The sequence below is a fragment of the Flavobacterium quisquiliarum genome, from assembly GCF_019308285.1.
In the GTDB taxonomy this organism is placed as follows: domain Bacteria; phylum Bacteroidota; class Bacteroidia; order Flavobacteriales; family Flavobacteriaceae; genus Flavobacterium; species Flavobacterium quisquiliarum.
In genome coordinates this window covers 1-15,041 of record NZ_WWEM01000022.1, presented here as the reverse complement: position 1 = coordinate 15,041, position 15,041 = coordinate 1, and the positions used below count along the sequence as shown (strand labels likewise).

Genomic DNA, 15,041 nt, shown 5'->3' with positions numbered 1-15,041 from the left:
TTCCTCGGAATGACAAGATTGCGTAAGCTATGTTTATTAATGCAAGTGAAACGCCTTTACCGGCAAAGTAAATCTATGTTTCTATGTGTTTAAAAAATCATTTTAATCCTTTAATCTGTGGCAAAAAAAATAATCAGCGGAAACCCGTTTCATCAGTTTAATCCGTGGGCAATAAACTAAAATGAACAGCAATGAAAACACACACAATAAAACAACTCTTTTTTCTAGCGGTGATTTTTGCTAGCTTTTCAGCGAAAGCACAACAACCAGATCCGCCGGGACAAGTTAAAGGAAACGAAAAACCAAAGAATGAAGCCTATCTGTTTGCTCACATGACGCATAACGATTACGGCAGACTGTACTATTCTGTAAGCTTGGATGGATTGCATTGGGAAAATCTAAATAATGGAAAACGCGTTTTTGAAGAGTACAAAGGACATCCGGATATCTGCAAAGGGCCAGATGGAAAATATTACATTGCAGGAAATACAGGTGATGATGCTAAAAGCATCAATATCTGGGTTTCGGATGATTTGATTACTTGGAAAAAAAACTCCGATTATACGCCCGATTTAAAAAGCACGCCTGATTATGGAAACGCTTTACAGCGAATTGGAGCTCCAAAATTATATTACGAAAAAGATTCGCAAAAGTTTATCATGACCTGGCATACGCCGCATTTGGAAGGTACAAAAGAAGATGGAGAGCGTTATTGGGCAAGTCAGCGAACATTGTATGTTTTGTCTAAAGATTTAAAAACTTTCGAGGGGCCACCAAACCGTTTATTCGACTGGGATATGGGAACCATCGATGTTTTTATCCGTAAAGTAGGCGATTCCTATTATGCCGTAATTAAAGACGAAACGTATCCAACTTTGTATTGGACAACAGGTAAAACTATTCGAATTGCTAAATCCAAAAATCTTTTAGGACCTTATTCTTTGCCCCAGCAATCTATCAGTCCAAACTTCAGAGAAGCACCAATGCTGATTCCTTCTCCAGATGATAAAATATGGTATATGTATTACGAACAATACCCAGGAGTTTCGTACGGATTATCTATCGCAGATAATCTAAATGGACCTTGGTATCAAGCCTCAGGTTATACTTTTTTCTCGGATTGGGATAAATACAGTCTCCCAGAAAAAGTACGCCACGGCTGCATGATTACAATCTCTAAAAAAGAATACGACAGTTTGGTCAAGAAATTCGGGAAGAAGAATTAAGATGGGAGTATTAAGGATTAAGAGAAGAGATATGCTAAAAGTAAGTGAGGACTACTCAGAAAAAATCTTAACACTTAATACAATCTTGATACTCTCCAAAAATATGGTTAGTTAAGTTAGTTTAGTTCAGTAATTACCAGGCTTATGTGGAGATAAGTCTGGTAATTCAATTTTAGTTTAGAAAACACGATGGCATTTTTTTAATTGAAAATTGCCTCAAATATATATACAGCATGAAAAGAAAAAGTATCGTTTTTATCGCTTTATTATCTGTTTTGATGGTAAATGCGCAATGGAAACCTCAAGGCGACAAAATCAAGACCAAATGGGCAGAACAGGTGGATCCAAATAAAACATTGCCGGAATACCCCCGTCCAATTATGGAGCGTAGCCAATGGAAGAATCTGAATGGTTTGTGGAATTACAGTATTCAGGAATTTGGAAAAACAGCACCTTCAAAATATGATGGGCAAATTTTGGTTCCGTTTGCCACCGAATCAAGCTTGTCTGGAGTGATGAAAGAAGTGGGAGCTAAAAACGAACTTTGGTATGAAACCAATTTTTCAATTGAATCAGGATGGAATGGCAAAAACATTCTGTTGCATTTTGGCGCTGTAGATTGGAAAACAGAGGTTTTTGTGAATGATGTAAAAGTAGGATCGCATACGGGAGGTTATACACCATTTTCGTTTGATATTTCGCCATTCATTCAAAAAGGAAAAAATCAGAAATTAGTTGTGAAAGTTTGGGATCCATCAAATGACGGGCCTCAGCCAAGAGGAAAACAAGTTAAAAATCCGGAAGGAATCTGGTATACGCCTGTTACCGGAATCTGGCAGACGGTTTGGATTGAGCCTGTAAATGCTAAAAATATTACGGAATTAAAAACAACTCCAAATATCGATCAAAATACCATTAGTATTAAAGCTGAAGTTAACGGAGCTGAAAAAGGGGATTTAGTGGAAATTTCTGTTTTTGATAACGGAAAAGAAATTGCCAAAGAAAAAGCGGTTGTTGGAGAGAGTAATGATATTGTCTTAAATTCTCCAAAATTATGGTCGCCAGAAAATCCGTTTTTGTATCAGACTAAAATTCGCTTGATCAGCAAAAATAAAGTGGTTGATGAGGTAAAGAGTTATTTTGCGATGCGTAAAATTTCTTCCAAAAGAGATGAAAACGGTATTTTGAGAATGCAGCTAAACAACAAAGATTATTTTCAATACGGACCTTTAGACCAAGGCTGGTGGCCAGATGGATTGTACACTGCTCCGACTGACGAAGCTTTGAAATACGACATCATAAAAACAAAAGAATTAGGTTTTAATATGATTCGTAAACACGTAAAAGTAGAGCCGGAACGCTGGTATACGCATTGTGATCAGCTGGGAATTCTGGTTTGGCAGGATATGCCAAGCGGGGACGAGCAGCCAATCTGGCAAAACAGAAAATATTTTGATGCAACAGAGTTGCAACGTTCTGCAAAGTCCGAAGAAATCTATAGAAAAGAATGGAGAGAGATTATGGATCATTTGTATTCTTATCCAAGTATTGTGGTTTGGGTTCCGTTTAACGAAGCTTGGGGACAATTTAAAACGGTTGAAATTACAGAATGGACAAAGAACCACGATTCAACCCGTCTGATTAATTCTGCTAGTGGAGGAAATCATTTTCAAACTGGCGATATTTTGGATTTGCATAATTATCCAGGTCCAGAAATGTATTTGTATGATGCAAGAAGAGTTACAGTGCTGGGAGAATATGGCGGAATCGGTTTGCCACTTGAAGGACATCTTTGGAGAGCAAATGACAACTGGGGTTACATTAAATTTAAAAATGCAGGTGAAGTTACCACCGAATACATAAAGTACGCGGAAACGCTTCGAAAATATGTTAAAACGGGATTCTCTGCAGCGGTCTATACTCAAACAACAGATGTTGAAGGAGAAGTAAACGGTTTTATGACTTACGATCGTAAAGTTGATAAAATGGATTTCAAGGCTGTAAATAAAGTCAATACAGAAGTTATAAATGCTTTGAATCAAAAATGATTTTTTCCTCTCGCAGATTTGGCAGATTTAACAGATAAAATAATCTGCACGATCTGCCAAATCTGCGGGAAAAATTCAAATAAAAAAAAACTAAAATGAAAAAATACCTATTTCTTTTCCTGTTCACGACAATAAGTTTTGCGCAGCAAAAAACATTTACAAACCCAATACTGCCATCGGGAGCAGATCCTTACAGTACTTACTATAAGGGCTATTATTACTACACTAATACCTTGGGAAATAAACTCGTTTTATGGAAAACAAAAGACTTGTCAGATATAAAAAATGCTGAAAGCAAAGTAATTTGGACACCACCAAAAAACACGAATTATTCTGCTGAAATCTGGGCACCGGAGTTTCATATTATCAACGGAAAATGGTATTGTTATTTTGCTGCCGATAATGGCGATAACAACAATCACAGGATGTATGTTTTGGAGAATAAATCCTCAGATCCGTTTAAAGGGAATTTTGAATTTAAAGGCAAAATCGCAGCAAAAACTGATAAATGGGCAATTGACGGAAATGTTTTTGAATATAAAAAACAATTGTACATGATTTGGGCAGGCTGGGAAGGAGATACCAATGGGCAGCAGAATATTTACATTGCTAAAATGAAGAACCCATTAGAAATAGACGGCGACCGAGTTATGATTTCTGCACCAACATACGACTGGGAAATACATGGTGCCTTGCATGATGATGTAAATCCGCCACAGGTAAATGTAAATGAAGGGCCTCAGTTTTTAGAAAGGAATGGGAAAATTTTCATTGTGTTTTCGGCAAGTGGTTGCTGGACTGATTTTTATGCTTTGGGATTGTTAGCTTTTAATGGCGAAGATAATCTATTAGATCCAAATGCTTGGAAAAAATCTCCTGAACCCATCTTCAAACAATCGGAAAAAAATAAAGTTTACGCACCGGGACACAATTCATTTTTCAAATCTCCAGACGGAAAAGAAGATTGGATTTTGTATCACGCCAATTCCAATCCAGGAGAGGGTTGCGGAAACAAAAGATCTCCAAGAATGCAAAGAATAGATTGGGATACAAATGGATATCCAGTTTTGGGTGAGCCAGTGAGTGAAGAAACCAAGCTGGCAATTCCGTCAAAATAACAACAAAATTTTAAAATTCGATAAATGAAAAATATTCAGATTACTGCGGTTTTAATATTGGCACTTTTGCAATTCAATTGTAAAGACAATAAAAAAGAAAATTCAGTTTCAAAAGAAACCGCTGAAATTGCTGCAGATTCGGTAAAAACAGTCTTAGAAACTAAAAATTTCGATACTATCATCGACGGCAAAAAAGTGGGTTTGTATTGGATTGAAAACAAAGGGATAAAAGCTGCGTTTACCAACTATGGCGGGCGATTAGTAGGTTTATGGGTTAATAATAAAAACGGAAAACCAACTGATGTCGTGGTTGGAATGAACAGTGTAAAAGGCTTTAAAACTGCAACTGAGCCGTATTTTGGTGCTACAATTGGAAGAGTAGGCAACAGAGTTGCATTAGGTAAATTTACGCTGGAAGGAAAGCAATATCAAATTCCGTTAAACAATGGGAAAAACGCATTACACGGCGGTGTGAAGGGATTTCAGGATGTGGTTTGGAATGCCGAAAAGACAAACGAAAACACTTTGGTTTTTACCTATCTTTCGCCAGACGGTGAGCAAGGTTTTCCTGGGAATTTAAATGTAAAAGTAACTTATACGCTTACAGAGGATAATGCCGTAAGAATGGAATACGAAGCGACAACGGATAAAACCACCATTGTCAACTTAACTAATCATGCTTTTTTCAACTTAAACGGAGAGGGAAGCGGTACGATTTTAAATCACGAATTACAGATTTACGGAGATAAATTTACGCCAGTAGACGAAGGTTTGATTCCGACAGGAGAACTAAAATCTGTGAAAAATACGCCTTTTGATTTTACTTCAAAACATACCATTGGTGAAAGAATCGAAACCAAAGACGATCAGCTGAAATTTGGGAAGGGTTACGATCATAATTATGTTCTCAGTACTGCTAAAAAAGATGGTTTTGTTCATGCAGCAACAATAAAAGGAGATATTTCAGGTATTACTTTAGATGTTTACACAGAAGAAATTGGTTTACAGATTTATAGCGGTAATTTTATGCAGAGTAAAAATACCTTTAAATCAGGTGCAAAAGATGATTTTAGGACTGCCTTTGCTCTTGAAACACAGCATTTTCCAGATGCTCCAAACCAGCCAAAATTCCCTCAGATTACATTAAAAGCAGGAGAGAAGTATCATACGGTTTCTTTGTATCAATTTTCAGCTGAAAAGTTATAAGTTTTAAGTTAAAAAGTTACAAGTAGAGAACCGTTTTTTGAAGAAGATTTTAGCACTTCTTTTTCACAAAATTAAAATAGGTTTTTTGAGTAAAATAGCTATTTTTTGCCTGAATTTCTATTATAGAGGTTTTCTATAGTTGCTATTTAACTATTTGATATTTAGTTTTTAAATAAAGTTAATTAAATAAAAAGTTTAATGATGGTTATGAAAAAATATTTTAGCTTATTTGCACTATTTTGTGTCTTTTTTTGCTGTTCTCAAGAGAAAGAAACGGGCAAAAAAACGGCTCAAAAAGAATCTCCGATTCTGTTGGCTGATCCGACTATTTTTTTTGATAATGGAGTTTATTATTTGTACGGAACGACAACTGGCGAAACGCCGCTAAACGGAGAAGGATTTATGGTGTATACATCAACCGATCTTAAAAAATGGAAAGGTCCTGTTGGAGTACAAAACGGGTTGGCGCTTAAAAAAGGAGACGCATTTGGAACAAAAGGTTTTTGGGCACCGCAGGTTTTTAAATACGAAAACAAATTCTACATGATTTATACCGCTGATGAGAATATTGCTATCGCAAGCAGTGAAAGTCCGATTGGGCCATTTAAAAGCGATTTAAAGGCTTCAATGTTTAATTCGGGGAATCAGATCGATCCGTTTGTTTTTATTGATCAGGACGGCAAAAAATACCTTTATCACGTACGTTTGACTAATGGGAACCGAATCTTTGTCGCAGAATTAAATAATGAGCTGTCTGGAATTAAAGAAGAAACATTAAAAGAATGCATTTCTGGATTACTTCCTTGGGAAAATACTCAAAATGTATCTTGGCCAGTTACAGAAGGTCCGACGGTACTAAAACATAATGATTTGTATTACATGATTTATTCTGCAAACGATTTTAGAAATCCAGATTATGCAGTAGGATATGCAACAGCAAAAAGTCCTTACGGTCCTTGGGAGAAAGCAGCGGATAGTCCAATTATAAGCCGTAAGGATGTTGGAATTAATGGAGTAGGCCATGGTGATGTTTTTTATGATAAAAACGGAAAAATGAAATATGTTTTGCATACTCATTTTAGCAATAGCGGTGTTTCGCCAAGAAAAGCAGGAATTATCGATATTGATTTTGAAGGAACTAAAATCAAAGCAAATGCTAAAAGTTTTGTTTTACTGAACGAATAAAAAGCTTTGTGATTTTAGAGTTAATAACGCGGAAAGAGATGCCAATAGCATCTCTTTTTTAATGGAAATTGATAGTCATTCAGCAGAGATCGAATATTAGTATTGTCTATCTCGGCTCAGATTCGTACATTGTTCAAAAATAAAAATCATGAGTCAGAAGATAGAAGATTTAATTCCGCACAGAGCCCCATTTTTGTTTGTGGATGAAATTATCTCGTATACAACCGAAACAATCGTTGGTTTAAAGACCTTTACAGAAAAAGATGTTTGGCTTCAGGGCAGTTTTCCGGAATTAAGTTTTGTTCCAGGAACCATTTTAATTGAAGCTATGGCACAAGTCGGTGGCGCAGGAGTGAAGCTTTTGGGTGTTGCTGACGGCGTTTTTGGATTGGTAAGTTTAGACAATGTAGAGTTTTTTGCTGGCGTAGAATTCAAAAAACTAGTAAAGTTTGTCGTGAAGAACATTCGCTTAAGCGAAAAAATTATCAAACAAGCTGGAGAAGCTTTTGTTGATGATAAATTGGTTTTAAAAGGGGAATGGCTGTGTGTTAAACTTCAATAAATAGAAAATTGAGTACAATCGAATTCTTAACACGTCTTGTGGTAGCTGCAATTGCAGGACTGATCATTGGTTTTGAAAGACAATGGCATCACAAAGAAACGGGATTGAAAACCAATACACTTGTGGCAATTGGTGCTGCAACTTTTGTTTTGCTGTCGATTAAAGTAGCAGAAACAGAAGCCAATATTGACGTAACCCGTATTACTGCCCAAGTAGTAATGGGAGTTGGATTTTTAGGTGCAGGAGTTATCTTTCGCGAAGGCGATAATGTTCATGGATTAAATTCAGCAGCGACAATTTGGTGCAGTGCTGCGATTGGAAGTACTGCTGCTTCAGGTTATTTCTTAGAAGCTTTAATTTGCACGCTTATCGTCATTCTCATCAATACCGCTATCGAGCCTATTGATAAATGGTTGAAAAATAGAAAGGGGTAAATTCCAATATTTAAAAGCCAAATTCCAAAATATAAATCTCAAATCCTAAACGCACTGCTTAGAATCTAAAATCTGAATTCTAAAGTACAAATCTCTACATTTTAGTGATAATGAATTCGCTTCTTCGGTTCATTTGGTGCTGTGCATCGGTACATGGAACTCCATTTGAGCAATTATTGATTAATTGTGTTTCTCCGTAACCAATGGCGCTTTCAATTCTTTCCGGAGCAACTCCCTGCGAAATCAGATAATCTCTTGTAGCTTTTGCTCGTCTGTCAGACAGTTCTAAATTGTATTGATCGTTGGCTCGGGAATCGGTATGAGATTCGATTTTGATTACGATGTTGTTGTACTGATGCATTAATAAAACCACTTTATTTAATTCTATTGCAGCATCATAGCGGATATTGGATTTGTCTAAATCAAAAAAAATGATACCGATTTTTATTTTTAAAACACCATTTTCACGGGCGATTAATGCAGGATCTAAACCAATAAGAGCTTCGGTTTTTCCAGAACTGTTTGCTGTTGTAATGGCTTTAGTATTGTTGTTATAGTTCTCTTTTGAGACTTCAATGTTATAAGCAGTATTACAATTTACATTGTTATTGAAATCATATTTTCCGTCCAGCTGAGAAACGGTTTCAGCAATTTTGATACCGTTTGCATTTTTTAACGTTACCATAGCTCCTGCGATTCTATTGTTTGAAATCGCATCAAAAACATAACCGCTAATGGCTTGGTTGCAGGAACGTTCAAAAGAGTAAATATCATCATCACCTTTTCCTGTTTTTCTGTTAGAACATACAAAACCTTTATTGGTCGTTTCGTTCACAATGTAACCAAAATCATCTCGATTACTGTTTAATGGTGCGCCAAGATTGTTAGGAGTATCAAAAAAAACATTATTTATTCGACTTTCAAAAACATCTAAACCTCCTAAGCCTAAGAATCCGTCAGAAGAAAAATAGAGTGCCTGATCTGTAATGTAGGGAAACATTTCACGGCCGGTTGTATTTATTTTCTTGCCCAAATTTTTAGGTTCAGAAAATTGATTATTACCTAAAATATCCACTACGAAAATATCTGTTGAACCAATCGTGCCAGGCATATCAGAAACAAAATAAAGCCTTTTACCATCTTTGCTTACGGAAGGATGTCCAACGGAATAATTATCGCTGTTAAAAGGCAGTTCTTTTATATCTTTCCATGAAACCGTGCCGTTGCTGTTTTCTGTAGCTGTAGCAGAAAAGATTTTGAGATTATTAATGCCTTTGCTGTCGCGTTTTAGTTTGCCGTTATAGTTATTTCGGGTAAAATAAATGGTTTTTTCGTCGGGAGAAAAGGCAATACAGGCTTCATGATATTTTGTGGTTATGTCTTTCCCAAAACGCTCTTTAAAAGTAACATTAGACTGGGTTTCGCTAATTTTTCCCAATTGCATATTTAAGTATGGCTGATCGTTCCATCCATATCTATCGGTTTTCCAATAGGAGGAATCGACAGTAGTAGAGTAAACCAAATCGCCTTTGTAATACATTGGGCCAAAATCGGAATATGCCGAATTAATGTCTAGATTTTCTAGCAGAAAAGATGGTTTTATGTTTTCAATATCTTCCAGTGTTACGTTTTTTAATGAAAAGTTCTTGGCTCTGGCATCGGTTGATTTTTGTTTCTCGGCGAAAGCCTTCATCCATTTTTTTGCCAGTTCATAATTTTGAATTCCCTGTAAGGATTGCGCATAACGAAATAGATATTCAGCAGAAACCTCATTTGGATATTCTGAAATTAGTTTTCCATACCATTTTGAAGCACTTGACATTCTGGTATTGAAATAATAAGCATCTCCAAGTTTTTGAAGTATTTCTTTTGAAGCATCTCCATTGTTTATAGAAAGTTCATACGATTTGGCAGCCTCAACATAATACATCTTATCAAAAAGAGCATCGGCAGTTTTGTTCTTGGTCTGAGAATAAGTCAGCTGTATGACCAATAATGCGAGTATAGTAATTGTTCTTTTCATAGACTGTCCATATTAAAAGAATCTTGGTGATTTAAGTCCTTTTTTGCGTGAAACCAGTTCAAAACGAAGCATAATTTCATGCGTACCGCTGTTGTAATTCTGCAATGCGGTTGTGGTGTAATCGTAAGCATAACCAGCCATAATCATTGGTGTAATTTGGATGCCAACCAACCCGCTTACAGAATCCGATGTCCGATAAGAAACACCAAGTGTAAGAGCATTATTAAACATAAAATTGGCTGAAAAATCGGCAATAATAGGAGCACCAGCAACATATTTTACTAAAACAGTGGGTTTGAACTTGGTATGTGCCGAAAGATCAAACACAATACCGCCAATAAGATATAAGTGCATCCTTTCGTTAACAAGATCATCGGCAATATCGTCATAAGTATATCGCTCTCGGGTCATAAAATTAGGAATCGAAAGTCCGATATAATCTCTTTCGCCGTGCCAGTATAATCCAGCACCCACAACAGGCAGAAATTTATTAGTTATGTTTTCACGGAATTGCACATCGGGATCTTTATGGCTTCCTTTAGACCAATCGATATTGATAACACGTCCGCCTCCTTTTATTCCGAAAGAGAGTTTGTGTGATTCACCAGATTTAATGGTATAAGAGAAATTAGCATCTAAATATTGTTCTTCGGTTGGACCAATTTCTTCGTTTACAATCGAAATTCCAAGACCTACATTTTTCCCAACAGGCGTATCCAGTGTAAAACTTTGTGTATCTGGAGCACCTTCAATTCCAACCCATTGTGTTCTGTAAATTCCGGTTATGGCTAAATGTCCCAGCGAACCTGCGTAGGCAGAGTTTACTGTGAGTGTATTGTACATGTACTGTGTATATTGTGGGTCTTGCTGTGCAAAGGCTCCATATACTGAGAATAGAGTTAGTAGTGCGAAAACCTTTTTTATATTTTTAATCATAGCCAATTTATTTTGGTTAATCCTATTCTTAAATTTTTGTTTTTCCTGATGATTTTATTTTAGATAAACCCATCCAGATGTTTTTTTAGATCCATCTCCTAAATCAAGAATATAGAAATAGGTGCCTTCTGGAAGCGTTTTGGCAGAACCGTCTGCTTTTCCATCCCAAGTATTGTTATAGCCTTTTTTGTAATACACCAGATTCCCCCAACGGTTAAAGATTTCCAACTGATTGTTTGGATATCTGTCGATACAATCAATATAGAAGAAGTCGTTTGTACCATCATCATTTGGCGAGAACTCATTGTAAATTTTCAGACAGTTTGGAGAAACCGTAGCGCTGTCCTGATTATTTGCCGAATTGGTGTCAATCTGATCCAGTTTTGTTAAATGTGCTGTATTCAAATAATCATTAAAATCAACCACTTTAACAATGAGAGTCAATGTTTGTAAAGCTCCTGTATTAATTGTCGGAATGTTCCAGATACCAGTTTTAACATCATAAGTTCCTGAAGTAACAGTTGAACTTACGAAAGAATATCCTTTTGGAAGTAAATCCTGAAGTTCTACGTTTGTAGCAGTTAGAGTGCCTAGATTTTCAGCAGTTATCGAAAAAGTCACCTGAGTATCCATTGGAACATCTGTTTTATCTACTTCTTTGTTGATAGCTATATCTGTAGAAGGAATGTTTATAAATTCAGAATCTTCGTCATCTTCGCTTTGATCTCCGTTATCGTTATTTGGTGTTGAATCCGGATCAAACTGATTACTTGCCGTAACCTGGGCAATATTTACATAATCGACACTTTCCAATCCAAGCGGATTTGCAACAGTGGCTTGATAGGTTAATGAAATACCTCCCACAGGAACTGTTAAGTTTACCCATTTAATGGTATTTAGGCTAAAAATACCGCCATTGTTGATGTTAGAAATGTTCTTGTAACCAAGCGGAATAATATCCTCAACAGCGACTCCTGTTGCTGTACTTGGTCCTTCATTGTTAAGTTGCAAGGTAAAGGTTACGACTTCGTTTACGTTTGCGTTTTTATTGTTTACTGTTTTTTCCAGGCTTAAATCGGCTACGGCAACATTGATGGTTAAACTGTCATAATCGTCTTCTGTTGTAACACCGTTGTTTGGAGTCGAATCTGGATCGGGCAGATTGCTGGCAATGACTTCCGTTACATTTGTATATTCATTTCCAGTTCCCGATGGCGGATTGACACGAGTGTAGATATCAAGTGACTGATCGGTTCCGTTAGCAATATTACCGACATTCCAAACTCCAGTTATATAGTTATACAAACCGCTGGTTGGACTACTGGTTAAATAGGTAAATCCAGGAGGCAGTAAATCTTTGACCATTACACCGCTTGCATTGGCAGGACCATCATTTTTAACGGTAACGGTGAAAATAACGGTTGCTCCAACATCATAAACATTATTTTGGTTTAATGCCGTTTTGCTGATGGATAAATCTGCCATTACAATTACCGGCGTAACCGAAATACTATCGTAATCATCTTCTGTAGTGACTCCGTTTCCAGGTGTACTATCAGGATCAAATTGATCCGATGTCATGATTTCGGCAATATTTAAGTATTCATTTGGTGCTCCAGTTGGGCTTTTTACATTCACGTTTAGTAATAAAGTATGACTGTTTCCAGGCAGGATAATTCCTGGATTCCATTCACCAGTTGAGCGGTCGTATGCGCCGGAAGTTGAATTATAAAAGATATATTCATATCCGGTAGGGATAATGTCTCTTACGGTTACTCCTGTAGCTATACTAGGACCTGAATTGGTTACAGTAATCGAGAACGTAATTTGTGATCCTACATTTGGTGTAAGCATATTATTAATTACTCTTTTTTCTATAGAAAGATCAGCTACAGCTGGAACTGGATTTAGTAGTACAGAACTGATGTCATCTTCGCCACTGGCACCATTATTTGGTGTTGAATCGGGATCTAACTCATTAGAAGCATATACTTCAGCAATATTTTGATAAACACCGGTAGTATTTACTTTGGCAGATACCAACAAAGACTCAGAACTTCCGTTTGGAATCGATCCGATATCCCAGATTCCTGTAGTATTGTAATATTGTCCGGCAGTTGAACTGTATACGATATATTCATAACCGCTTGGTAAAAGATCTTTTACTTGGACTCCAGTTGCAGTTTGTGGCCCGCTGTTATTTACTGTTATTTCAAAAGTAATAGTTGCTCCAAATATCGGACTTAAATTACCTCCAACAACTGCTTTAGTAAGCGATAAATCGGCCATAGGAACGACAGGCGTAGTTATAGCACTTGCATAATCATCTTCTGTAGTAACTCCATTATTTGGTATTGAATTTGGATCAGGCAGACTGCTGGCGGTAACTTCGGTCGTGTTTAAGTAATTCCCAGTGGCGTTTACAATCGCTGTTAGTTGAAGTGTTTGAGAATCCCCATTAGCTAAAGAACCAATATTCCACTTTCCAGTTGTACTAACATAAGTTCCTTTTGTAGCAGTAAAATTGCTAAAGGTATAACCGGAAGGAAGTAAATCTGTAACTTCAACTCCGGTAGCATTTTGCGGACCTTTGTTGGTAATAATAATTTCAAAAGTTACAGCAGATCCAATTAAAGGTGTAGCGCTGCTTACTGTTTTAGTTAAAGTTAAATCTGCCGATTGTCCTAAAGGTGCAGTTGTAGCAGTTGCATAATCATTTTCTGTTGGAATTGCATTTCCCGGAGTTGAATTTGGATCTGGGAGATTGCTTGCCGTTACTTCTGCAATATTTTCATAATTCCCTGTTGAATTTACGATCGCTGTGATTCTTAAAACTTGAGAATCTCCATTTAGAAATGAACCAATTGTCCATTTTCCAGTTGTAGCATTATAAACACCTTTTGTCACGCTGTAATTCACGAAAGTATATCCAGATGGAAGTAAATCGGTTACTTCAACTCCAGTTGTATTTTGCGGACCGTTATTGGTCGCAATTACTTCGAAAATAACTGGAGAACCAACTAGAGGTGTTGGATTGTTCACTGTTTTGGTTAAAGCTAAATCAGCAGCTTGTGCATTTGGAGTAACAGTAGCTGTTGCATAATCATCTTCAGTTATAACACCATTATTTGGAGTTGAATCAGGATCGGGAAGTGCGCTTGCGGTTATTTCAGCAACGTTTACGTAATTTCCTGTCGGATTTACTACAGCTAGAATTTGCAGGGTTTCTGATTTTCCATTAACTAAGTTTCCAACAGTCCATAATCCTGTTATTGGATTGTAAGTTCCTGTAGAAATAGTAAAATTAGAATACGTATAACCATTTGGAAGCAGATCGGTAACGGTTACGCCTGAAGTGTCCTGTGGACCATTATTCGTTACAACCACTTCAAAAGTAACCAAAGAACCTACTAATGGAGTAGCATTGTTAACTGTTTTAGTTAAAGATAAATCTGCGGATAGTGCTGTTGGCGTAATTGTAGCAGTTGCATAATCATTTTCTGTTGGAACACCATTATTTGGAGTTGAGTTTGGATCAGGAAGATTGGCTGCAGTTACTTCGGCAATATTTAAATAATCTCCTGTGGCATTTACAATGGCAGTAATTTGTAATGTTTCAGATTCGCCGTTGTCCAAATTACCAATATTCCATATCCCTGTTGTTGAATTATAAGTTCCTGTTGAAACTGTATAACTGCTGAAGGTATATCCTGAAGGCAATAAATCTGTTATTTGAACACCTGTATTATCTTGTGGACCATTATTAGTAACAACAACTTCAAAAGTTACGAGAGATCCGGTTAGAGGATTGGTATTGTTCACTGTTTTGGTTAATGATAGGTCAGATGATTGTGCTGTTGGCGTTGTTGTAGCTTCAGCATAATCGTCTTCCGTTGTAATTCCGTTATTTGGAGTCGAATCTGGATCAGGCTGACTGCTGGCTGTTATTTCTGCACTATTAGTATAATTTCCTGTTGCATTGACTAAAGCTGTGATTTGTAAAGTGTGTGTCGTTGCAATTGGCATGCTTCCAACTATCCAAAGTCCAGTTACAGCATCATAACTTCCGGCTGTTGCAGTGTAAGAAATATAAGTGTAACCAGAAGGCAGTAAATCAGTAACGGTAACATTATCTGTAGCCTGAGGTCCTGCATTGTTTACCTGAAGGTTGAAAATTACTTGTGAACCAGCAAGCGGAGTAGCATTATTTACTGATTTAGTTAAAGATAAATCGGCAGAGGTTGCAATTGGTGTTGTTGTCGCTTCAGCATAATCGTCTTCCGTTGTAATTCCGTTATTTGGA

General features: G+C 36.8%; 10 protein-coding genes. 7 read left to right on the top strand and 3 right to left on the bottom strand.

What is annotated here, in order from left to right; translation table 11 throughout:
- The first annotated feature begins 191 nt into the window (after positions 1-191).
- The 7 genes from GSY47_RS10135 (at position 192) to GSY47_RS10105 (ending at position 7,779) form a co-directional block, all read left to right on the top strand.
- Positions 192-1,226, top strand: coding sequence for a glycoside hydrolase family 43 protein (locus tag GSY47_RS10135; RefSeq protein WP_219071253.1), 1,035 nt, complete (start codon positions 192-194; stop codon positions 1,224-1,226).
- A 233-nt stretch (positions 1,227-1,459) separates the two neighbouring features.
- On the top strand, positions 1,460-3,274 hold the full coding sequence (locus GSY47_RS10130; RefSeq protein WP_179003499.1) for a glycoside hydrolase family 2 protein: 1,815 nt from the start codon (positions 1,460-1,462) through the stop codon (positions 3,272-3,274).
- 95 nt (positions 3,275-3,369) lie between these two features.
- Entirely contained in the window at positions 3,370-4,392 is a 1,023-nt protein-coding gene (locus GSY47_RS10125; RefSeq protein WP_179003500.1) for a glycoside hydrolase family 43 protein, read from the top strand.
- A gap of 24 nt (positions 4,393-4,416) precedes the next feature.
- Positions 4,417-5,598, top strand: a complete 1,182-nt coding sequence (locus GSY47_RS10120) for an aldose epimerase family protein (RefSeq protein ID WP_219071252.1) — start codon at positions 4,417-4,419, stop codon at positions 5,596-5,598.
- Between the two features lie 201 nt (positions 5,599-5,799).
- Positions 5,800-6,783 (top strand): glycoside hydrolase family 43 protein, encoded by a 984-nt coding sequence (locus GSY47_RS10115; protein WP_179003782.1) that lies wholly within the window; start codon positions 5,800-5,802, stop codon positions 6,781-6,783.
- A 148-nt stretch (positions 6,784-6,931) separates the two neighbouring features.
- Positions 6,932-7,345 (top strand): 3-hydroxyacyl-ACP dehydratase FabZ family protein, encoded by a 414-nt coding sequence (locus tag GSY47_RS10110; protein ID WP_179003502.1) that lies wholly within the window; start codon positions 6,932-6,934, stop codon positions 7,343-7,345.
- An 8-nt stretch (positions 7,346-7,353) separates the two neighbouring features.
- Positions 7,354-7,779 (top strand): MgtC/SapB family protein, encoded by a 426-nt coding sequence (locus GSY47_RS10105; RefSeq protein WP_179003503.1) that lies wholly within the window; start codon positions 7,354-7,356, stop codon positions 7,777-7,779.
- A 94-nt stretch (positions 7,780-7,873) separates the two neighbouring features.
- Here GSY47_RS10105 and GSY47_RS10100 read toward each other — a convergent pair whose 3' ends face one another.
- From GSY47_RS10100 to GSY47_RS10090, 3 genes are all read right to left on the bottom strand, one after another.
- Positions 7,874-9,802: an OmpA family protein gene (locus tag GSY47_RS10100; protein WP_179003504.1), complete on the bottom strand. Its 1,929-nt coding sequence runs from the start codon at positions 9,800-9,802 to the stop codon at positions 7,874-7,876.
- Positions 9,803-9,814: 12 nt separating this feature from the next.
- Positions 9,815-10,738 (bottom strand): PorP/SprF family type IX secretion system membrane protein, encoded by a 924-nt coding sequence (locus GSY47_RS10095; RefSeq protein ID WP_179003505.1) that lies wholly within the window; start codon positions 10,736-10,738, stop codon positions 9,815-9,817.
- A gap of 54 nt (positions 10,739-10,792) precedes the next feature.
- A partial coding sequence (locus GSY47_RS10090; RefSeq protein WP_219071251.1) for a T9SS type B sorting domain-containing protein occupies positions 10,793-15,041 on the bottom strand: 4,249 nt, incomplete at its 5' end.